The organism is Streptomyces africanus (assembly GCF_030816955.1).
Lineage (GTDB): Bacteria > Actinomycetota > Actinomycetes > Streptomycetales > Streptomycetaceae > Streptomyces > Streptomyces africanus.
In genome coordinates this window covers 1329952-1351094 of sequence record NZ_JAUSYP010000001.1, presented here as the reverse complement: position 1 = coordinate 1351094, position 21143 = coordinate 1329952, and the positions used below count along the sequence as shown (strand labels likewise).

Annotated in this window: 13 protein-coding genes; 8 read left to right on the top strand and 5 right to left on the bottom strand. The window is 71.2% G+C overall.

What is annotated here, in order from left to right; all coding sequences use genetic code 11:
• Positions 1 to 416: 416 nt before the first annotated feature.
• The 5 genes from QF034_RS06365 to QF034_RS06345 are packed head-to-tail and all read left to right on the top strand — an operon-like array spanning position 417 to position 8618.
• On the top strand, positions 417 to 3521 hold the full coding sequence (locus tag QF034_RS06365) for a sensor histidine kinase (protein ID WP_307174009.1): 3105 nt from the start codon (positions 417 to 419) through the stop codon (positions 3519 to 3521).
• The gene (locus QF034_RS06360) at positions 3518 to 3952 is read left to right on the top strand and encodes a roadblock/LC7 domain-containing protein (protein WP_020275952.1); all 435 of its coding nucleotides are present in this window, start codon (positions 3518 to 3520) and stop codon (positions 3950 to 3952) included. Before QF034_RS06365 ends, QF034_RS06360 begins: the two co-directional genes overlap by 4 nt.
• Before the next feature lie 9 nt (positions 3953 to 3961).
• Entirely contained in the window at positions 3962 to 4357 is a 396-nt protein-coding gene (locus QF034_RS06355; protein ID WP_307174008.1) for a DUF742 domain-containing protein, read from the top strand.
• A gap of 24 nt (positions 4358 to 4381) precedes the next feature.
• Positions 4382 to 8032 carry a hydantoinase B/oxoprolinase family protein gene (locus tag QF034_RS06350; RefSeq protein WP_307174007.1) on the top strand — a complete coding sequence of 1217 codons (3651 nt, stop codon included), beginning with the start codon at positions 4382 to 4384 and terminating at the stop codon, positions 8030 to 8032.
• Entirely contained in the window at positions 8013 to 8618 is a 606-nt protein-coding gene (locus tag QF034_RS06345; protein WP_086561343.1) for a GTP-binding protein, read from the top strand. The genes QF034_RS06350 and QF034_RS06345 overlap by 20 nt, the downstream gene beginning before the upstream one ends.
• 87 nt (positions 8619 to 8705) lie before the next feature.
• On the opposite strand, the gene glpK is transcribed toward QF034_RS06345, so the two are convergent.
• The 4 genes from glpK to QF034_RS06325 all read right to left on the bottom strand — a co-directional run bounded on the left by glpK (position 8706) and on the right by QF034_RS06325 (position 14942).
• Positions 8706 to 10226 (bottom strand): glycerol kinase GlpK, encoded by a 1521-nt coding sequence (gene glpK / locus QF034_RS06340; protein WP_307174006.1) that lies wholly within the window; start codon positions 10224 to 10226, stop codon positions 8706 to 8708.
• A gap of 910 nt (positions 10227 to 11136) precedes the next feature.
• Positions 11137 to 12825: a GGDEF domain-containing protein gene (locus tag QF034_RS06335; protein WP_307174005.1), complete on the bottom strand. Its 1689-nt coding sequence runs from the start codon at positions 12823 to 12825 to the stop codon at positions 11137 to 11139.
• A 504-nt stretch (positions 12826 to 13329) separates the two neighbouring features.
• The gene (locus QF034_RS06330) at positions 13330 to 14520 is read right to left on the bottom strand and encodes a lipid-transfer protein (RefSeq protein WP_307179815.1); all 1191 of its coding nucleotides are present in this window, start codon (positions 14518 to 14520) and stop codon (positions 13330 to 13332) included.
• Positions 14517 to 14942 (bottom strand): Zn-ribbon domain-containing OB-fold protein, encoded by a 426-nt coding sequence (locus tag QF034_RS06325; protein ID WP_307179814.1) that lies wholly within the window; start codon positions 14940 to 14942, stop codon positions 14517 to 14519. The genes QF034_RS06330 and QF034_RS06325 overlap by 4 nt, the downstream gene beginning before the upstream one ends.
• Positions 14943 to 15072: 130 nt before the next feature.
• Here QF034_RS06325 and QF034_RS06320 point away from each other — a divergent pair, with 130 nt between their 5' ends.
• Positions 15073 to 15888 carry a M15 family metallopeptidase gene (locus tag QF034_RS06320; RefSeq protein ID WP_307174004.1) on the top strand — a complete coding sequence of 272 codons (816 nt, stop codon included), beginning with the start codon at positions 15073 to 15075 and terminating at the stop codon, positions 15886 to 15888.
• Between the two features lie 47 nt (positions 15889 to 15935).
• Entirely contained in the window at positions 15936 to 16472 is a 537-nt protein-coding gene (locus QF034_RS06315) for an NUDIX domain-containing protein (RefSeq protein ID WP_307174003.1), read from the top strand.
• Between the two features lie 2 nt (positions 16473 to 16474).
• On the opposite strand, the gene QF034_RS06310 is transcribed toward QF034_RS06315, so the two are convergent.
• Positions 16475 to 18841, bottom strand: coding sequence for a glycoside hydrolase family 31 protein (locus QF034_RS06310; protein ID WP_307174002.1), 2367 nt, complete (start codon positions 18839 to 18841; stop codon positions 16475 to 16477).
• A gap of 212 nt (positions 18842 to 19053) precedes the next feature.
• On the opposite strand from QF034_RS06310, the gene QF034_RS06305 reads away from it, so the two are divergent.
• Positions 19054 to 21021, top strand: a complete 1968-nt coding sequence (locus tag QF034_RS06305) for an acetoacetate--CoA ligase (RefSeq protein WP_307174001.1) — start codon at positions 19054 to 19056, stop codon at positions 21019 to 21021.
• The last annotated feature ends 122 nt before the right edge of the window (positions 21022 to 21143 follow it).

The window sequence follows — 21143 nt, the reverse complement described above, 5'->3', positions numbered from 1 at the left end:
TGTCACTCCCCACCGCCAGCAGACTGCTCGCTCGCATCCGAAGACCCGTGCTTCCCAGTGGCTGCCCGGCTTGCGCTGTTTTACGCCGCCCGGATGCGGGATGCGGCTCCTGTGGCCGATTCCGCCTTCATTTCCCGTAGAGAAGGACGAACAACCCGTCACGAAGATTCCCGGAAACCGAAAAATTTCAGCCAACCGCCCGGACCGTCCACCGGCCTTGGCCCGCGCGGCCGCCGTCGGTTTCGGGGAGACAACTCCCGCAATGCCCGGACAACTCCACGTGCCTCGTAGCTGGCGCGGAAGTTCACCTTCCGGACCGGCCTTCGAGTTCCCTGGGCGTCGGTAGTAGGCTCGCGCCGTTTGTTGACGCACATGTGTACCCCCGGTGGACCGGGGGGCCCGAGCTGGGGGAGGCCATGCGCTTTCGCGGGAAGTCCATCCGCCGGAAGATCGTGGCGCTGCTTCTCGTGCCGCTGGTGTCCCTGACCGCGATCTGGGCCTTCGCCACGGTGCTCACGGGACGTGAGGCGGGCGACCTGTTCAACGTGTCGTCCGTGGTGGAGAAGATCGGCTATCCCATCGAGGACACCGTCCGTGTCCTCCAGGAGGAGCGCCGTCAGACCCTGGTCTACCTCGCCGACCCCCGTGCTTCCGACGGGCTCGCCGCGCTCCGGCGCAGCCGGACCGCCACCGACGAGGCCGTCGGCAGCATCCGCGAGAACGCCCGGAATCCGGACGTGCGTGACGCGATGGGAGCGGACACCGACGAGCGGCTGACCGCGGTCCTGGACGCCTTCGACGGCATCGAGTCGCTGCGCAGCAGTGTCGAGGACGGCACCGTCGACCGCTCCCAGGCCCTCGACCTCTACAACCGGCTGGTCGACCCGTGTTACGTCCTGCTCACCAACCTCCACGTCGTCGACAACGTGGAACTGGACAAGCAGTACCGCGCGCTGGTCAATCTCGCCCGCGCCCGCGAACTGCTCTCCCGTGAGGACGCCCTCCTCGGCTCCGCCCTGATCGTCGGCGAGATCTCCCGGTCCGAGGAGCGGGAGATCTCCGACCTCGTGGCACAGCGCACCCTGATGTACGACACCAGCCTCCCGCTGCTGCCCGTCTCGGAACGCGACCGCTACCAGACCTTCTGGAAGAACGCCTCCACCGCTCCGCTGCGCGTAGCTGAGGAAGCGGCCGCCTCCTCCGCCGACGGAACACCGCGCGGCGTCACCGCCAAGAGCTGGGACAGCGCCGCCGGCAACGTGCTCGACGAACTCGGCACGCTCAACGACCAGGCCAACGACCGCTACCAGAACCGCGTCGAACCGGTGGCCATGGGCGTCATCGCCAAGGCGGTCATCGCCGGCGTACTCGGCCTGCTCGCTCTCCTGGTCTCCCTCTTCCTCTCCGTGCGCGTCGGCCGCACCCTCATCCGCGATCTGCGGCAGCTGCGTCTGGAGGCCCACGAGGCGTCCGGAGTGCGGCTGCCCAGCGTGATGCGCCGCCTCTCGGCGGGCGAGCAGGTCGACGTCGAGACCGAGGTCCCGCGCCTGGAGTACGACAAGAACGAGATGGGCGAGGTCGGCCAGGCCCTCAACACGCTTCAGCGCGCCGCCGTCGAAGCCGCCGTCAAGCAGGCCGAACTGCGCGCCGGCGTCTCCGAGGTGTTCGTCAACCTCGCGCGCCGCAGCCAGGTCCTGCTGCACAAGCAGCTCACCCTGCTCGACGCCATGGAGCGCCGGACCGAGGACACCGAGGAACTCGCCGACCTGTTCCGTCTCGACCACCTGACGACCCGTATGCGCCGGCACGCCGAGGGCCTCGTGATCCTCTCCGGCGCCGCGCCCTCCCGGCAGTGGCGCAAGCCCGTCCAGCTCATGGACGTCGTACGCGCCGCCGTCGCCGAGGTCGAGGACTACGAGCGCATCGAGGTCCGCCGCCTTCCGCGTATCGCCGTCACCGGCCCGGCCGTCGCCGACATCACCCATCTCGTGGCGGAACTCCTGGAGAACGCCACGGTCTTCTCGCCGCCGCACACCGCCGTCCAGGTCCTGGGCGAGCGGGTCGCCAACGGCTTCACCCTGGAGATCCACGACCGCGGCCTCGGCATGGCCGCCGAAGCGCTCCTCGACGCCAACCTGCGGCTCGCCGAGACCCCGGAGTTCGAGCTGTCGGACACCGACCGGCTCGGCCTGTTCGTGGTCAGCCGTCTCGCCCAGCGACAGAACGTCCGCGTCTCCTTGCAGCCCTCCCCGTACGGCGGCACGACTGCTGTCGTCTTCATCCCGGACGCCCTGCTGACGGACGACGTCCCGGACACGAACGGCATCGGGTTCCGGCTCGACCGCCCCCAGCTGGCCAAGGAGAGCGAGCCGCAGGACAGCCGCCGCGTCGCGCTGTCCCAGGGGCCCGCGCAACGGCCCGGCCTGCCGGCATCCCTCCTCGACGGACCGGTGGAGCTGGAGGCCCCCGTCGACCTGGACGCCATCGGCGACTTCCCCGGCGCGCTCGATGACGGGGGCAGCGAACACGGCGCCCTGTTCCGCCCCCGGCCCCTCACCCGCGCCCAGGACGAGGCCGCCGGCCGCCGCCCCGATCCGCACCAGGCAGCCGACTCCCACAGCGCCCACGACCGGACCGACACCGATGACGACCCGAGCGCTCCGGTCCAGTTGCCGCGCCGCCACACCCCGAAGCTGGTCAGCTCGCACGGGCGCCCGGTCACCGAGCAGCGCCCCCGGCGGGGGAAGACGGACGAGGAGACCCCCGCGGGCACCGGCCGAGGGGAGCCGGGCGGTGCCTCACCGCTCCCTTCGCGTCGCCGGGGAGACGACTCCGTGAGCGGCGGGGCCGTGGGCCGATCGGGGCCGGAGCCCGCGTCCGCGCTTCCGGTGCGCCGCCGCACCGAGGACTCCTCGACCGGCGGCGGGCGAGGCGAAACCCAGTCGGACGCACCGCCGCCTCTGCCGGCCCGCCGTCGGGGAGCGGAGTCCGGCCGCCGTGGCATCGGCGCGGCCAGCCGGAACGACGACCGCACGGCGTCACCGGCCTCGCCCGGCACCGGGCCGCAGCCGCCCACACTCCCCACGCGGACACGCCGCGCGGAGATCGCATCGAGCGGCCAAGAGGGCTTCGACCATCGGTCGGGCCCCGGGCCGGAGCCCACCGGCGGGTCCACGCGCCAGATGACCGGCTCCGGTGCCACGCCGCAGGAGACCGGGTCGACTCCCAGCGGCGGACGACGGGGGCAGGCTCCCGGGTCCGCTACGAACGAGCCCCGCTCCGGCACCGCGCCGCTGCCCCGGCGCGTCCGCCAGGCCAACCTGGCACCGCAGCTGAAGCGGGGGTCCGAGCCGCGTACGGAGGACAGAGCCGAGCCCGTCGAACGCGACGCCGACGAAGTACGCAGCCGTATGGCCTCGCTCCAGCGCGGCTGGCAGCGCGGCCGCGACGAGAACGCAGCGGGCGACGCCGCCCACAGCGGCACAGCACGACAAGGAACGACAGAGAGGGACGGTCGATGACCGCACCGAAGGCCACCGGCCACACCGCAGCCAACAAGGGGGAGCTGAACTGGCTCCTCGACGACCTGGTGGACCGCGTCGCGAGCATCCGCAAGGCCCTCGTGCTCTCCGGCGACGGTTTGCCGACCGGGGTGTCCAGGGACCTGACCAGGGAGGACAGCGAGCATCTGGCCGCCGTCGCCTCCGGGTTCCACAGCCTCGCCAAGGGCGTGGGACGCCACTTCGAGGCCGGCAACGTCCGTCAGACGGTCGTCGAGCTCGACGACGCTTTCCTGTTCGTGACGGCCGCCGGCGACGGCAGCTGCCTCGCCGTCCTCTCGGACGCCGACTCGGACGTCGGCCAGGTCGCCTACGAGATGACGCTCCTGGTGAAGCGGGTGGGTGTGCATCTGGGTGCCGCTCCGCGCACCGATCTGCCCGCAGGCGGGTAGTGGGATGACATGAGCGCTGACGGTCAGGGAAGAAGCCACTGGTTCGACGACGAGGCCGGACCGGTCGTCCGTCCGTACGCCATGACGCGCGGCCGCACCAGCAGCCAGGGCCAGCACCGCCTGGACCTGATCGCGGTCGTGGTCACGGAACCGCACGGGAACGACCCGGAAGCGGACCACATGCTCTCCCCGGAGCATGTGGACATCGTCGAACTGTGTCGTGACGCCCCGCAGTCCGTCGCCGAACTCGCAGCGGAACTCGACCTGCCGATCGGGGTGGTACGGGTCCTTGTCGGAGATCTCGTGGACGCGGAATTCGTCCATGTGAACCGGCCCGTACCCCCTGCCGAACTGCCGGACGAGAGTATTCTGCGCGACGTGATCAACGGCCTCCGGGCGCTGTGAGCAGCGCGGAAGCGGGGTACTGACGTGACAGGCTGGCAGTTCTGGGTCGACCGAGGCGGCACCTTCACCGACATCGTCGCGCGTCGCCCGGACGGCCGGCTGCTCACGCACAAGCTGCTGTCGGACAACCCGGCCCGCTACGCCGACGCGGCCGTCGAGGGCGTCCGCTCCCTGCTGGCCGGCTCCGACGACTCCGTGGACGCCGTGCGCATGGGCACGACGGTCGCCACCAACGCCCTCCTGGAGCGCAAGGGCGAACGCACCCTGCTGGTCATCACCCGCGGCTTCCGCGACGCCCTGCGCATCGCCTACCAGAACCGCCCGAGCATCTTCGCCCGCCGCATCGAACTGCCCGAGCTGCTGTACGAACGGGTCGTCGAGGTCGACGAGCGCATCGCCGCCGACGGCACCCTCCTGCGCGCACCCGACCTGGACGCCCTCACCGGGCCCCTCCGGGAGGCCTACGACGACGGGATCCGGGCCGTCGCCGTGATCTGCATGCACAGCCACCTCCACCCCGCCCACGAACAGGCCGTCGGGGAACTCGCCGCCCGCATCGGCTTCCCGCAGATCTCGCTCTCCAGCGAGGCCAGTCCCCTGATGAAACTCGTCCCCCGCGGGGACACCGCCGTCGTCGACGCCTACCTCTCGCCCGTCCTGCGCCGCTACGTCCGGCACGTCGCCGACGCCCTGGAAGGCGTACGGCTGATGTTCATGCAGTCCAACGGCGGTCTCACCGAGGCCGGGCAGTTCCGCGGCAAGGACGCCATCCTGTCCGGGCCGGCCGGCGGCATCGTCGGCATGGCCCGCATGTCGCAGCTGGCCGGTTTCGACCGCGTCATCGGCTTCGACATGGGCGGGACCTCCACCGACGTCTCCCACTTCGCGGGCGAGTACGAACGTGTCTTCACCAGCCGGATCGCCGGCGTCCGGCTGCGCGCCCCCATGCTCGACATCCACACCGTCGCCGCCGGCGGGGGCTCGGTCCTGCACTTCGACGGCTCCCGCTACCGCGTAGGGCCTGACTCGGCGGGCGCGGACCCGGGGCCGGCCTGCTACCGCGGCGGTGGCCCGCTCACCGTCACCGACGCCAACGTCATGCTCGGCCGCATCCAGCCCGCCCACTTCCCGAAGGTGTTCGGCGCGAACGGCGACGAGCCCCTCGACGACGCGCTCGTCCGGGACCGCTTCGCGGCCCTCGCGCGCGAGATCCGCGAGAAGACCGGCGACGACCGCACCCCCGAACAGGTCGCCGAGGGCTACCTGCAGATCGCCGTCGCCAACATCGCGTCCGCCGTGAAGCGGATCTCGGTCCAGAAGGGCCATGACGTCACCCGCTACGCCCTCACCACCTTCGGCGGCGCCGGCGGCCAGCACGCCTGCCTGGTCGCTGGCTCGCTCGGCATCCGCACCGTTCTCGTACCGCCCATGGCCGGTGTCCTCTCCGCACTCGGCATCGGCCTCGCGGACACCACCGCCATGCGCGAACAGTCCGTCGAGGCACCCCTGGAACCCGCATCCATGCCCGGCGTCCTCAAGACCGCCGAAGACCTGGAAGCCGCGGCACGCGCCGAACTCCTCGCCGAGGACGTCCCCGAGGAGCACATCGAGATCACCCGCCGCGCGCAGCTCCGCTACGACGGCACCGACACCACCCTCACCGTCGAGCTGACCGAACCCCGCACCATGCGGCATGCCTTCGAAGAACGTCATCGCGCCACGTACTCCTTCACGCTCGACCGCCCGATCGTCGTCGAAGCCCTCTCCGTCGAAGCCACCGGCATCACCGAACCCCCCGATCTCTCCGCTCTCGCTCCCTACGAAGCCACCGCCGACGGCGGCCCCGCGGCGCCGCGGTCCGTCCGACTCCACACGGGCGGAGCCTGGCGCGACGTGCCCCTCCACCGCCGCGAGGACCTTCCCCCCGGCGACACCGTCACCGGTCCCGCGATCATCACCGAGGCCGGCGCGACGACCGTCGTCGACGACGCCTGGAGGGCCGCGGCGACCGACGACGGGCATCTGGTCATGGAACGCGCCGCGATTACGCAGAGTTCCGAACTCGACACGAAGGTCGACCCGGTTCTGCTTGAGGTCTTCAACAACCTGTTCATGTCCATCGCCGAGCAGATGGGCGCCCGTCTCGAATCCACGGCCCAGTCCGTCAACATCAAGGAGCGCCTGGACTTCTCCTGCGCGCTCTTCGACCCGGACGGAAACCTGGTGGCCAACGCCCCGCACATCCCGGTTCACCTGGGCTCTATGGGCACGAGCGTCAAGGAGGTCATCCGGCGCCGGGGCTCCCGTATGCGCCCGGGGGACACCTACGCCGTCAACGACCCGTACCACGGCGGCACTCATCTGCCCGACGTCACCGTGATCACCCCGGTCTTCGACACCGCACCGTCGGCCGACACGGAGAGTGACCCGGAGATCCTCTTCTACGTCGCCTCACGCGGCCACCACGCCGAGATCGGCGGCATCGCCCCCGGCTCCATGCCCGCGAACAGCCGCACCATCGAGGAGGAAGGCGTCCTCTTCGACAACTGGCTGCTCGCCGAGAACGGCCGCTTCCGCGAGGACGAGACCCTCCGCCTCCTCACCGAGGCGCCGTACCCCTCGCGCAACCCGAAGACCAACCTCGCCGACCTGCGGGCCCAGATCGCCGCGAACCAGAAGGGCGTCGACGAGGTCGGCCGCATGATCGAGGACTTCGGTCTCGACGTCGTCCAGGCCTACATGCGGCACGTCCAGGACAACGCGGAAGAGGCCGTACGCCGTGTCATCGACGCCCTCGACGACGGCGACTACGCCTATGAGACCGACTCGGGCGCCGTCATCCGCGTCAGCGTGCGCGTGGACCGCGAGAACCGTGCCGCGACCGTCGACTTCACCGGCACCTCGGCGCAGCTGCCCACCAACTTCAACGCCCCCTTCTCGGTCGTCAACGCGGCCGTCCTCTACGTCTTCCGCACGCTCGTAGCGGACGACATCCCCCTCAACGACGGCTGCCTGCGTCCCCTGGACATCGTCGTGCCTCCCGGCTCCCTGCTCTCCCCGGAGCCGCCGGCCGCCGTCGTCGCCGGCAACGTCGAGACGTCCCAGGCCATCACCGGTGCCCTCTACGCGGCGCTCGGCGTCCAGGCCGAGGGCTCCGGGACCATGAACAACGTCACATTCGGGAACGCACGCCACCAGTACTACGAGACCGTCGCCTCCGGCTCCGGCGCGGGCGACGGTTTCCCCGGCGCCCCCGTCGTCCAGACGCACATGACCAACTCCCGCCTCACCGACCCCGAGGTCCTGGAGTGGCGGCTGCCCGTGCGCCTCGAGGAGTTCGCGGTCCGGCGCGGCAGCGGCGGAGCCGGCCGGTGGCGCGGCGGCGACGGCGCCGTGCGGCGCATCCGGTTCCTGGAGTCCATGACCGTCTCCACGCTGTCCCAGCACCGCCGCGTTCCCCCGTACGGTATGGCGGGCGGCGAGCCGGGCACTCTCGGCGCCAACCGGGTGGAACACGCCGACGGCACCGTGACCGAACTCGGCGGCAGCGACTCCGCGGACGTCGTCACCGGCGACGTGCTCGTCATCGAAACCCCAGGCGGCGGCGGCTACGGCCCGCCGTCGCCCGACCCCCATCAAGCAGGAGAAGAGATCGATGATCTTCGGGCGTTCTGAGCGCGGCAAGCCTCCGGTCGAGCCCGTCACGCTCAAGATCCTGGTGGCCGGCGGTTTCGGCGTGGGCAAGACCACGCTCGTCGGCGCGGTCAGCGAGATCAGGCCGCTGCGCACCGAGGAGCTGCTCACCGAGGCCGGGCGCCCGGTCGACGACACCAGCGGTGTGGAAGGCAAGCACACCACGACCGTGGCCATGGACTTCGGCCGCATCACGCTCCGCGAGGACCTGGTGCTGTACCTCTTCGGCACGCCCGGCCAGGAGCGGTTCTGGTTCATGTGGGACGAGCTCTCCGAGGGCGCCCTCGGAGCCGTCGTGCTCGCCGACACGCGCCGCCTGGAGGACTCCTTCGCCGCCGTCGACTACTTCGAACGGCGCTCGATACCGTTCCTCGTCGGCGTCAACTGCTTCGAGGGCGCCCCGCGTTACCCCGTCGAGGACGTGCGCCAGGCCCTCGACCTCGACGACGGCGTACCGCTCATGATGTGCGACGCCCGTGACCGCGAGTCGGTCAAGGAAGCGCTCATCGGCGTCGTCCAGCACGCCATGGCATACGCGGCCGACCGCCGCCAGACGGTGACCACCTGAGGCTGGCCGACCGCGGCGGGCGCGGACCGTACCCCCGCCGACGGGGGTACGGTCCACAGTCGCGAAAGGCCCTCCACGCGCGCGTGGCTAGCTGTCGGCGTCCTCCTCCCAGCCGAAGCTCTTCTCCACGGCCTTGCGCCAGTTCCGGTGCTCGCGGTCCCGCACGGACGCGTCCATGGACGGCGTCCACTCGACGTCCTTCTGCCAGTGCGCCTTGAGCTCGTCCGTGTCGTTCCACACGCCGGTGGCCAGACCGGCCGCGTACGCCGCGCCCAGACAGGTCGTCTCGGAGACCTTGGGCCGCACCACCGGCACGTCGAGCACGTCCGCCTGGTGCTGCATGAGCAGGTTGTTCTTCGTCATGCCGCCGTCGACCTTCAGGGTGGTGATGTGCACCCCGGAGTCCTGGTACATGGCGTCCACGACCTCGCGGGTCTGCCAGCTCGTCGCCTCCAGCACGGCGCGCGCGAGGTGCGCCTTCGTGACGTACCGGGTCAGCCCGGTGACCACGCCGCGCGCGTCGGAGCGCCAGTACGGCGCGAACAGGCCCGAGAACGCCGGCACGATGTACGCGCCGCCGTTGTCCTCCACGCTCGCGGCCAGGGGCTCGATCTCGTCGGCGGTACGGATGATGCCGAGCTGGTCGCGGAACCACTGGACCAGCGCGCCCGTTATGGCTATCGACCCCTCCAGACAGTAGATCGGCGCCTCGCTGCCGATCTTGTATCCCATCGTCGTCAGCAGGCCGCTCTTCGACGACACCGGGCGGTTGCCGGTGTTGAGGAGCAGGAAGCTGCCCGTGCCGTACGTGTTCTTCGCGGTGCCCACGTCGTAGCAGGCCTGGCCGAACACCGCGGCCTGCTGGTCGCCCAGTGCGGAGGCCACGGGCACGCCGGCGAGCTGGCCGACGGCGGTGCCGTACACCTCGGCGGAGGACCGGATCTCGGGCAGCATGGCCTCGGGGATGTTCATCGCCGAGCAGATCGAGGAGTCCCACTGGAGGGTCTCCAGGTTCATCAGCATGGTGCGCCCGGCGTTGGTCACGTCGGTGACGTGCTGCCCGCCGTCCGTGCCGCCGGTGAGGTTCCAGATCAGCCAGGAGTCCATCGTTCCGAAGGCGATCTCACCGCGTTCGGCCCGGGTCCGGAGGTCAGGCACGTTGTCGAGCAGCCAGGCCGCCTTGGGTCCGGAGAAGTAGGTGGCCAGCGGCAGACCCGTCTGCTCGCGGAAACGGTCCTGCCCTTCCGAACCGCCCAGCTGGTTGCACAGCGCCGCCGTCCGCGTGTCCTGCCACACGATGGCGTTGTGCACCGGCTTCCCCGTCGCGCGGTCCCACAGGAGGGTCGTCTCGCGCTGGTTGGTGATTCCCATCGCGCTCAGCTGGTCGGCGCGCAGCCCGGCCTTGGCGAGCGCCCCTGCGACCACCGCCTGCACCTTGGACCAGATCTCGGTGGCGTCGTGCTCCACCCACCCGGGCTTCGGGAAGATCTGGCGGTGCTCACGCTGGTCCACGGCGACGATGGCACCGTTCTGGTTGAAGACGATGCAGCGGCTGGAGGTGGTGCCCTGGTCGATCGCTGCTACGTACTTCTCGGAGTTGTCCGTCATGGCTACTACCTCTTGATCGCTTGGTCAGAAGGCTGCGTTGCAGATGAGGGCCCCGAGAATTCCGCCGGCCGCAGGCCCTGCCACGGAGGCCCTGCCACGGGATCCAGGCGTACCCCCAGTCGGACGTTCCCTTGCCCGGGATCGGGATCGGGATAGGGATAGAGGCGAACTGGTGCGCGATGCGCGGCCCCGGTCACGTGCGTGATCGGTGTGGCCACCCGACAGCCGGCCGGCGGCGGTGTACGCGCCCGCCGTATCGATGGTCTCGCCGACGAAGATTCCACGCTGCTCATGGCGGCTCCTAGGCCGAGGCCCCGGGACGATCCGCCCCGGTCCTCATGTGCGGGGTGCGTTTCCCATGGCTACTTCACCCGAAGGCAGGAAGGTCCCACGCCCCGCCCGGCGTCCGTGACGCGCGTGCCGATCGCAGCCGAACCGCCCGTGGAACAAAGGGCCTTGGTGGTCGGCGCGCCCGCGCGCCGCATGCCGGATACGCCGGGTATGTACGGCGAGGTCGACTGACACCGGAAGTGTTCACCGGCGCCCAGGGGGCGTCAAGGTCGCCGACCGCAACGGTTGACGGCCTTGTGGCGGCGGCCGGGCCTGCCGGGCCGGGTGGCCGGCTGCACGGCCCTGGCGGCGCCCGGTCGGGTCGCTGTTCAGATCTGGTCGGGGCCTGCGCGCGCTTCGCTGAGCCGCGCGAGGCCTTGCTGGTGGTGTCGTCCGGCCTACGCTGGGCTCCGCCGTAGGCGATCGCCCAGCCGCACCTGACTCCTCGCTTGCTAGCCACCAGCATCCACCTGACCAGGCGGTCTCTCAACCGGACGAGCAGCGCCCCGCCCCTGGCGCCCTACCGGTGCCCTGGCGGGCCTGGGCGGGCGGGCCACTGCCGTGCCAAGGCGCCCGCCCCTCACGGCGCCACAATCCCGCGTACGGACTGAGTCGTGCCACCGGACGCCCCTAAGGGGCCCCCGCACCGCGCCGCTGCCGGCGTCGTCTCAGCGCCGCGGCGGGTCTCATGTCCGGGCGTGCCCGCGCGGCCCAGCACCCAACTCGGCCCGTGCAACGCCTTCGCCGCCTTCTTCAGGGGTGCCAGGCATGCCGCCGCCTGTCGGTGGTCGGTCACACTGCCCGGCGCGCACAGCACCGTGGCGAGCGACAGCGTGACCGGCCGACCGCCCGCCGACCAGGGGGCGTCCAGTACGGAGGCGGCCAGCGGATCGAGGCCCTCCGGTTCGGCGAGCACCAGGAAATCGTCGCCGCCGATGTGTCCCACGCGTGTGCTGTCCGTCGCGGCCTGTTGCAGCGCACGCCCCACCGCCCGGATCAGCTCGTCGCCCGCCGCGAACCCGGCTCCGTCGTTGACCTGCTTGAAGTGGTCGACGTCCAGCCAGCTCAGCGCGAACGCCCGCCCGGACGCGATCCGCCGGTCCACCTCACCGGTGATCGCGTCCGAGCCGGGCAGACGCGTCAGCGGATTGAGCGCCGCCGCCTCCTCCACTCGGGTCTCGGCCAGTGCGCGCACGAGGTCCGCGAGCCGTACGACGCCCACACACCGCCCGTACTGGTCCACGACGGCGACATCGTCCGACGTGCGATCCCGCTCGCCGACCGCCACGACGTCCAGTACCTCCCAGGCGGTGGCGTCGATGCCCACCGTCCGCGGTGGATCACCGAGCTTGGCCGCGGGCCGGTCGGCGTAGAGGGCGTGCCCGTAGCGCCCCGACATCGACAACAGGAAGCGGGACCGGTGCACCGACCGGACCGGCACTCCGGCGGTGTCCACGAGCAGCACCCCGGACACATCCGGTGATCCCGTCAGCAGCGCCCGCACGTGCCCCGCGGACGCCGTGGCGGGCAGCAGTGCGGCGGGCCGCACGAACTCCCGCACCGACGGTCCCGACCGTGGCACGGCCACATCGACGGGGGAGCGGGGCGGGACGTAGACGTCGGCGGCGGGCAACCGGGCCGGCGGGGCGAACAGCTCGCCCTGTGCGAGCTGTGCCCCGGCCGCCAGCGCCGTCGCGCACTGCCCTTCGGTCTCCACGCCCTCGACAGCCAGGAGAGCTCCCATCTCGTCGCACAGCGTCCGCATCGACCGCACCACCGCCGGCCGGGCCAGCAGCGACGCGTCCAGCTTCACCAGGTCGGGCGTGATGTCCGAGAGGAGCCGCAAGGGCACGTCGCCATCCCCGATACCGTCCGCGCAGATCCGGAACCCGTGCCCGCGCAGCCTGGACACCGCCTCCAGAAGTGCCCCCTGCGGCACGTGCGTGTACGGCGGACAGACGTCGATCGTCACCTCCCACGGAAGCCGCCCCGCCTCGCGCACGGCGTCGTGGAGCGAAGGGAGCCCGCCGAGGTCGGCGAGGGTGCCGGCGAAGGCATTGACGAACAGCGGCAGCAGGGTCTCTTTGTCCACCGCGGCGCGGAGCGCCGACACCGCCAGCCGGCTGTCGAGCTCGGGATCCCGGCGGGCCTCGGCCAGGATGTCGCCGGTCTCCGGGCGAGCGAGTATCTCCAGTCCCGCGACCGCGCCGGTCGTCAGATTGACCACCGGTTGGAAGGCGAAGCGGAGAGTGTCCGTCCAGGAGTGCACGGCAGCATGATGGCTCCACCGGCGCAGACCTGAGCGCAGTTCATGAGACGTTCACGCAGGATTCCGGACCGGTCACGCAGCGTATGGCAAGGCTCGGTCGCGGCCGCACAACGAGCGCGCGCGGCGGCACGGCTCCGGCGGCGTCCCGGCACGATCCCGGTGTGCGTCCGTGCCGCCTCCGGGGACCTGCCCTCGCGCCGCGTCCGGGCGCCTCCTCGCGCCGCGTTCGGGCACCCGCCGACGCCACGCCGGTCACCGCCCAGGCCCCGTCCCGGCACCGCCTCAATCCACGCCCCCTCGCACTGCACCCGTCGTTCCCAACGCCCCCCAGGCCGTGCCCGGCACCGCACCCGTCGCGTCCCAGCGCCGCCTCAGACCGAGTCCGGCACCGCACCGTCGCGTCTCAGCGCCGCCGCAGGCCGTGCCCGGCACCGCACCGTCGCGTCTCAGCGCCGCCGCAGGCCGTGCCCGGCACCGCACCGAGCCTCGTCCCGACCCCGCCGCTCACCGCACCGCGATCACCGCCGATCCATGCCCGAACAACCCCTGATTCGCGCTGATCCCCACGCGCGCCCCCGCGACCTGCCGGTCCCCTGCCTCGCCCCGCAACTGCCAGGCCAGCTCGCACACCTGGGCTATCGCCTGTGCCGGTACCGCCTCGCCGAAGGAGGCCAGTCCACCGCTGGCGTTCACCGGTATTCGCCCGCCCAGGGCCGTCGCCCCGTCGCGCAGCAGCTTTACGCCCTCGCCCTCACCGCACAGCCCCAGGTCTTCGTACCACTGCAACTCGAGCGCCGTGGACAGGTCGTAGACCTCGGCCAGCGACAGGTCCTCCGGCCCGATCCCCGCTTCCTCGTAGGCCGCCCGGGCGATGGACACCCGGAACGTCTCGGCGGGCGGATCGACCGCCGCCGCGGAGTCCGTGGCGATGTCCGGCAGGTCCAGCAAGGTGTTCGGGTACCGCGGCGTCACCGTGGCCACCGCCCGGATCCGCACCGGATCCGCATGGCCGTGCCGCCGCGCGAACTCCATGCTGGAGAGCACCACCGCCGCGCCGCCGTCGGAGGTCGCGCAGATGTCGAGCAGCCGCAGCGGATCGGCGACGACGGCGGAGGCGGCCACCTCCTCGGCGGTGACACGCCGGCGGTAGCGCGCATGGGGGTTCAGCGCACCCATCGCCGCGTTCTTCACCTTCACCTGTGCGAAGTCGCCCGGCGTATCGCCGTGCACGGCCATGCGCCTACGGGCATACAACCCGAAGTACACGGGGTTGGTCGCCCCGATGATCCGGAACCGCAGCCAGTCGGGATCGTCGGGCCGATCCCCGCCCGCGGGGCGGAAGAATCCCTTGGGAGCGGCATCGGCTCCCACCACGAGCACCACCTCGGCGAGCCCGGAGAGGATCTGGGCCCGCGCCGCGTCCACGGCCTGCGCCCCGGACGCGCACGCGGCGTACGCGCTCGTGACCCGGGCGCCTTGCCAGCCCAGTGCTTTCGCGAACGTCGCTCCGGCGACATAGCCGGGATAGCCGCCACGGACGGTGTCCGCGCCGATGATCGAGCCGATGTCCCGCCAGTCCAGCCCGGCGTCGGTGAGCGCCGCGCGGGCCGCTGTGACGCCGTACTCGACGAAGTTGCGCCCCCACTTGCCCCACGGGTGCATGCCCGCGCCCAGCACCGCCACCTCGCCCGTCACGCCTTCACCCCCGTCGGCCGCCAGTGCCACGTCGTCCAAGTCGTTTCCGCGTCCTCGTGGAGCACGCCGGGCACGACCTCCACCTCCATGCCCACCGTCAGATCCGCGACGGTGACCCCGGGAGCCGCCTGTCCCAGCACCACGAGCCGCTCGGCCTCCAGCTCCACAGCGATCAACGCACACGGCTCCCACGAGAGTTCCGGATCGCTCACGTAGGGTGACGGCGGCCGATACCGGCTGTCCGTATACGACCAGACGCGGCCATGCCGCGACAGCGGGACCTCCGTCAACTCTCCGCCGGCGCAGGCCGGGTTGCGGCAGTGGTGGTCCTCGCGGGGGAAGAAGACCGAGGCGCACGCTGCGCAACGGGTGCCGAGCAGCCGGAAATCCTTCCCCTCTCCGGCGAACCACCCGGCGACCACCGGCGTTCGTGCACGCGACACAGGGCCTCCCCGCAGACCGAATCTGACGGTACGTCAGAATTCTGCCACGGCCTCCCGGATTTCGGCATCCCTTCCCCGGCGGGACCGTCTCCTGGTAGACGCAGGAGCCATGACACGACTCACCACCGTGGCACGCGGCCTGATCACAGCCCTCGCCGCCGTGCTGGCAGCGACCGCCCCCACCGCCACCTCCCAGGCCAAGACCGGGCCCGGACCCCATGCGCCCGACGACTTCGTGGCCCTGAAAAGCGTGGACCCGACGATCATCCAGGAGATGCGCTACTTCACCCCGCACAACTTCGTCGGCGAGCGCATCGACGGCTACGCCCAGCCCATCTGCGTCCTCACCCGCCCCGCCGCCCAAGCCCTCCACAGGGCCCAGACGAAGCTGCTGCGCCAGGGCTACACACTCAAGGTGTACGACTGCTACCGGCCGCAGCGCGCGGTGAACCACTTCGTCCGCTGGGCCAAGGACCTCGACGACCAGGCCATGAAGGGCGAGTTCTACCCGAACGTCGACAAGACCCGTCTGTTCGCCGATGGCTACATCGCCGAGAAGTCCGGCCACAGCCGCGGATCGACCCTCGACGTCACGCTCGTGAAAGTGCCGGCGAAGCCGACCCGGCCGTACCACCCCGGAGAGCCCCTCGTGCAGTGCTTCGCCCCCAAGGACGAGCGGTTCCCCGACAACTCCGTCGACATGGGCACCGGCTTCGACTGCTTCGACACTCTCTCGCACACGCTCGACCCCCGCGTCCAGGGCGAACAGCGCGCCAACCGGCTGTTGCTCAAGAGCACCCTGGAGGGCCTCGGCTTCGTGAACCTGGCAGAGGAGTGGTGGCACTACACCTACAAGCCCGAGCCCTACCCGGACACCTACTTCGACTTCCCCGTGTCCAGGAAGGCGCTGACCAGCGCTCACTGAGCCGCCCGCCCGAGACGCCCTCTCCGTGATCGGCTACAGTCCGCCGCGTGTCCGAAACTCAGCACTCCAGTTCCAACTCCGCGCCGGGCTCCCACTGTTCGAGCTGTGGCGCGCCCTACGGAGAGGGCGTCTCCGGCTGGCCCCGCACCTGCCCGGCGTGCGGCAACGTGGCCTACCGCAATCCACTCCCGGTCGCGGTGGCCCTCCAGCCCGTGTACGACACCAAGGGCACCGCCCTGGTCGTCATCACCCGAACCGTCACTCCCGCGCGCGGGGGCATCGCCCTGCCCGGCGGTTACATCGACGACCGGGAGGACTGGCGGCAGGCCGTCGTACGCGAACTCAAGGAGGAAACCGGCATCGACGCGGCCGTCCGCGACGTACGCCTCGTCGACGCGATGAGCTCGCCCGACGGACACCTACTGCTGTTCGGCCTCCTCCCGGAACGCCCTGTCGAGGGCCTGCCGCCCTCCGCCGCCACGGACGAGACGGAGGGCTGGCACCTCCTGCGCAGGGCGGAGGAACTCGCCTTCCCTCTGCACACCGTGGCGGTACGGGCGTGGTTCGAAGGCCGCTACATCTGAGCTCAGCGCTTCCCGGCACCGCGGACGCGCACCGGGCGGGACGGCTCGCCCCCGCCGGCCCCACCCTCCAGCTCTACGACCACCCGAGAGCCCACCCACCGAGCGGTGTAGCGCTCGATATCCGGCTCGTCCCACCCGTCGCCGCCGTCCGGCACGACCAGCCCGCCCCCGGTCCGTCCCGGGGCGGGCGCCCACACTTCCAATTCCAGCCCGCCGTCCTCCCCGCGTACGGGAAGCACCGCACCCGCGCGTGCGAACACCGGGATCCGCGACAGAGGTGCGTCGACGAGCACCTGCGCCGGCCCCTCGTACGCCTGCTCCGTCACCGTGTCGTACCAGCGTCCCCGCGGCAGCTGCACGGCACGCCGGTCCGCGCCCGGGTCCAGCACCGGCGCCACCAGCAGGCTGTCGCCCAGCAAGAAGGCGTCCCCGCAGTCACGCAGCGCCCGCTCCTCCGGCGCGGCCCACCACAGAGGCCGCACGTAGGGCGCTCCCGTACGCCGCGCCAGATGCGCCAGCGTCATGAAGTACGGCAGCAGCCGCCGGCGTTCGATGAGTGCCACGCGCGCGTGCTCCAGCACCTCGGCACCGAACTCCCACGGCTCCCTGCGCCCCGCCCGCATACTCGCGTGCGTACGGAACAGCGGCAGATACGCGCCCAGCTGGAACCACCGCAGGAACAGTTCGGGCGAGGGATCCCCGTCGAAGCCCCCGATGTCCGGCCCCGAGTACGGCACACCGCACAGACCGAGCCCCATCACCAGCGCCACGGACGCCCGCAGTCCCGGCCAGTCGGTGGCCACGTCACCCGACCATGTCCCGCCGTAGCGCTGCAGTCCGGCCCACCCGGAGCGGGAGAACAGGAACGGCCGCTCCTTGGGATCGAGCTTCCGCAGCCCTTCGAAGCCCGCCCTGGCCATGCACAAGGCGTACACGTTGTGCGCCTCACGATGGTCACCGCCCCGCCCCTCCAAGGAGTGCCGCGCCGAACGCGGCAGCGTCGCCTCCCCGAAGGCGGCGAAGGACGTGGGCTCGTTCATGTCGTGCCAGAAACCCGAGAAGCCCTGCGCGAGCCGCTCCTCGTAGAGACCGCCCCACCACTCACGCACACGCGCGTGCGTGAAATCGGGAAACACCGCCTCCCCGGGCCACACGACACCGCGCACGAGCCGCCCCGAGGCATCCCGCACGAACACGTCCTCGGCCGTCCCGCCGTCGTACACGGCATTGCCCGGCAGGGCCTTCACGGCCGGGTCGACGATGGACACCAGCCGGATGCCGTCCCGTCGGAGTTCCTCGGCCAGAACGGGCAGCTTCGGGAAGCGGTCCTGGTCGACGGTGAACACCTGATGCGCGTCGAAATGATCGATGTCCAGGTGCACGGCGTCGAGCGGCAGACCGTGCTCCAGGTAACCCGCGACGATCCGCCGCACCTCCTGCTCACTGCCGAACCCCCACCGCGCGTGGTGGTGCCCGAGGGCCCACGCGGGCGGCAGCGCGGGCGCGCCGGTCAACGAGGCCCAGGCGAGCAGCACGCGCGCGGGGGTGCCCGCCATCACCCAGCAGCGCAGGGGACCGCCCTCCATCCGCAGCTCGCTCGTCCCCACCCGGTCATGCCCGGAACCAGCGCCCTCCTCGCCCTCCCGCAGCGTCACCGTGCCGTCCCACGAACTGTCGTGGAACACGAGATGCGTACCGCCGTCGGACACCACCATCTGCACCGGCATCGTGATGTACAGCGGGTCGTCACCGGGCGCGAAGGCGTGACCGGGGTCGGTGTTCCACAGCCGGTACGTCCCGTCCGGCAGCCGAGGACCCGAGGCACGACCACCGAGCCCGAAGAACCGCGCGTCGGCAGCCACCTCCGACCGCTGCATCCACCGCGCCGGGCCGCCCCCGACCGGCTCCCACCACCGCGGCGGCAGATCACGGCGCAGCGTCACGCCACCGGGGGTGCGCACCTCCACCGCGCCATGCCGCGTCACGACGACCGTCACCCGCTCGGCCACCACCCGCCAGCCGCCGTCTTTGTCCGGCTCCAGCGCTGCCCGGGGATCCGCCTCCGGACACCGGCCGGCCAGCGCGTACGACGGCTCGGGCTCCGCCCCGTCCCAGCCCCAGAAGACGGCTCCGTTCACGGCGACGAGAATCCGCAGCTCCGACCGGCTGAACCGGACGACACCGCCCCCCGGCCCCGGCTCCACCTCCTGCACGGCCCCGGGCACCCGCGCACGCTCCGCCCCGCGCGACGGCAGCCCGGTGGCGTCGGCCCGCCGCCTGCGCCACGCTGCTCGTACGGTACGCACACCCTGTGCCGCGCCCACCGAACCCACCGCTTTCACCGAACGCACCAGGTCACGACCGTTCATGCTGCTCACCCTGCCACTGACCGCCCCACGCGCGCGTGTCGTTCAACTGCCGTTCATCCGTGCCGGGACCACATCTTCACGACACGGACTATGTGGGGCGCACCCTGGTGTCGAAGTCGATCACATGGCATTGTCCGTGCCAGCCGCGTCACGCGCACACCCCAGCCCGTGCGCGGAGGACGCACACGACGCGTACAGTCCGGGAGCCGACCATGTCGACCGATAGTCCTCAGCCGCTGTGGCAGCCAGACCCCGACCGCATCGCCCGGGCACGGATCACGAGGTTCCACGCCTGGGCAGCCGAGTACCACGGCGCCCCCGCCGAGGGCGGCTACGCGGCCCTCCAGCGCTGGTCCGTCGACGAGCTGGACACCTTCTGGAAAGCCCTCACGGAGTGGTTCGACGTCCGTTTCTCGACGCCCTACGCGCGCGTGCTCGGCGACCGTTCGATGCCCGGCGCCCAGTGGTTCCCCGGCGCGACCCTCAACTACGCCGAACACGCCCTGCGCGCGACCGACACCCGCGCTGACGAACCGGCCCTCCTGTACGTCGACGAGACACACGAACCAAGCGCCGTCACCTGGGCCGAGCTGCGCCGCCAGGTCGGCTCCCTGGCCGCCGAACTGCGCGCCCTCGGCGTACGCCCCGGAGACCGCGTCAGCGGCTATCTCCCCAACGTCCCGCAGGCCGTGATCGCCCTCCTCGCCACAGCCGCCGTCGGCGCCGTCTGGACGTCCTGCGCGCCCGACTTCGGCGCCCGCAGCGTCCTCGACCGCTTCCAGCAGGTCGAACCCGTCGTGCTGTTCACGGTCGACGGCTACCGCTACGGCGGCAAGGAGCACGACCGCCGCGAGATCGTCGCCGAACTGCGCCGCGAACTGCCCACCCTGCGCGCCGTCGTCTACATCCCCCTCCTCGGCACCGAGGCACCCGAGGGCGCCCTGGACTGGTCGGCCCTCACCTCCGCCGACACGACCCCCGTCTACGAGCAGGTGCCCTTCGACCACCCCCTGTGGGTGCTCTACTCCTCCGGCACCACCGGCCTGCCCAAGGCCATCGTCCAGTCCCAGGGCGGCATCCTGGTCGAGCACCTCAAGCAACTCGGCCTGCACTGCGACCTGGGCCCCGAGGACCGCTTCTTCTGGTACACGTCGACCGGCTGGATGATGTGGAACTTCCTCGTCTCCGGCCTGCTCACCGGCACCACGATCGTCCTCTACGACGGCAGCCCCGGCTACCCGGACACCGGCGCCCAGTGGCGCATCGCCGAACGCACCAAGGCCACCCTCTACGGCACCTCGGCCGCCTACGTCATGGCCTGCCGCAAGGCGGGCGTCCACCCGTCGCGCGACTTCGACCTCTCCACTGTCCAGTGCGTCGCCACCACCGGTTCCCCCTTGCCGCCCGACGGCTTCCGCTGGCTCCACGACGAGGTCCGCGACGACCTGTGGATCGCTTCCGTCAGCGGCGGCACAGACGTGTGCTCCTGCTTCGCCGGAGCCGTACCGACCCTCCCGGTCCACGTCGGCGAGCTCCAGGCCCCCTGCCTCGGCACCGACCTCCAGTCCTGGGACCCGAGCGGCACCCCCCTGGTCGACGAGGTCGGCGAACTCGTGGTCACCAACCCCATGCCGTCGATGCCCATCCACTTCTGGAACGACCCCGACGGCAGCCGCTACCACGACAGCTACTTCGACACGTACCCCGGCGTCTGGCGGCACGGCGACTGGATCACCGTCACCTCCCGCGGATCCGTCGTCATCCACGGCCGCTCCGACTCCACGCTCAACCGCCAGGGCGTACGCATGGGATCCGCCGACATCTACGAGGCCGTGGAGCGCCTTCCCGAGATCAGGGAATCCCTGGTCATCGGCATCGAACAGCCCGACGGCGGCTACTGGATGCCCCTCTTCGTGCACTTGGCCCCCGGAGCCGTCCTCGACGAGGCCCTGCTGAACCGCATCAAGCAGACCATCCGGGAACAACTGTCACCGCGCCACGTCCCCGACGAGATCATCGAAGTCCCCGGCGTCCCCCACACCCTGACCGGCAAGCGCATCGAGGTCCCGGTCAAACGCCTCCTCCAGGGCACCCCGCTGGACAAGGCGGTCAACCCGGGCTCCATCGACAACCTCGACCTGCTGAGCTTCTACGAGGACCTGGCCCGCAAACGCGCCTGACCGGCATCACCCTGAGACCACTCGTCGTAACCATGGCTGCCGACGCAATCGTGCCCCCTGTAAGGTCGCTGACCTGCTGTTTTCACCCTCGCTCGGATGGGTGTTCACCTTGCCCACCCCCG

Coding starts and splice junctions, on each gene's coding strand:
- QF034_RS06365 (WP_307174009.1), top strand. CDS start 417: ATGCGCTTTCGCGGGAAGTCCATCCGCCGGAAGATCGTGGCGCTGCTT.
- QF034_RS06360 (WP_020275952.1), top strand. CDS start 3,518: ATGACCGCACCGAAGGCCACCGGCCACACCGCAGCCAACAAGGGGGAG.
- QF034_RS06355 (WP_307174008.1), top strand. CDS start 3,962: ATGAGCGCTGACGGTCAGGGAAGAAGCCACTGGTTCGACGACGAGGCC.
- QF034_RS06345 (WP_086561343.1), top strand. CDS start 8,013: ATGATCTTCGGGCGTTCTGAGCGCGGCAAGCCTCCGGTCGAGCCCGTC.
- glpK (WP_307174006.1), bottom strand. CDS start 10,226: ATGACGGACAACTCCGAGAAGTACGTAGCAGCGATCGACCAGGGCACC.
- QF034_RS06320 (WP_307174004.1), top strand. CDS start 15,073: ATGACACGACTCACCACCGTGGCACGCGGCCTGATCACAGCCCTCGCC.
- QF034_RS06310 (WP_307174002.1), bottom strand. CDS start 18,841: ATGAACGGTCGTGACCTGGTGCGTTCGGTGAAAGCGGTGGGTTCGGTG.
- QF034_RS06305 (WP_307174001.1), top strand. CDS start 19,054: ATGTCGACCGATAGTCCTCAGCCGCTGTGGCAGCCAGACCCCGACCGC.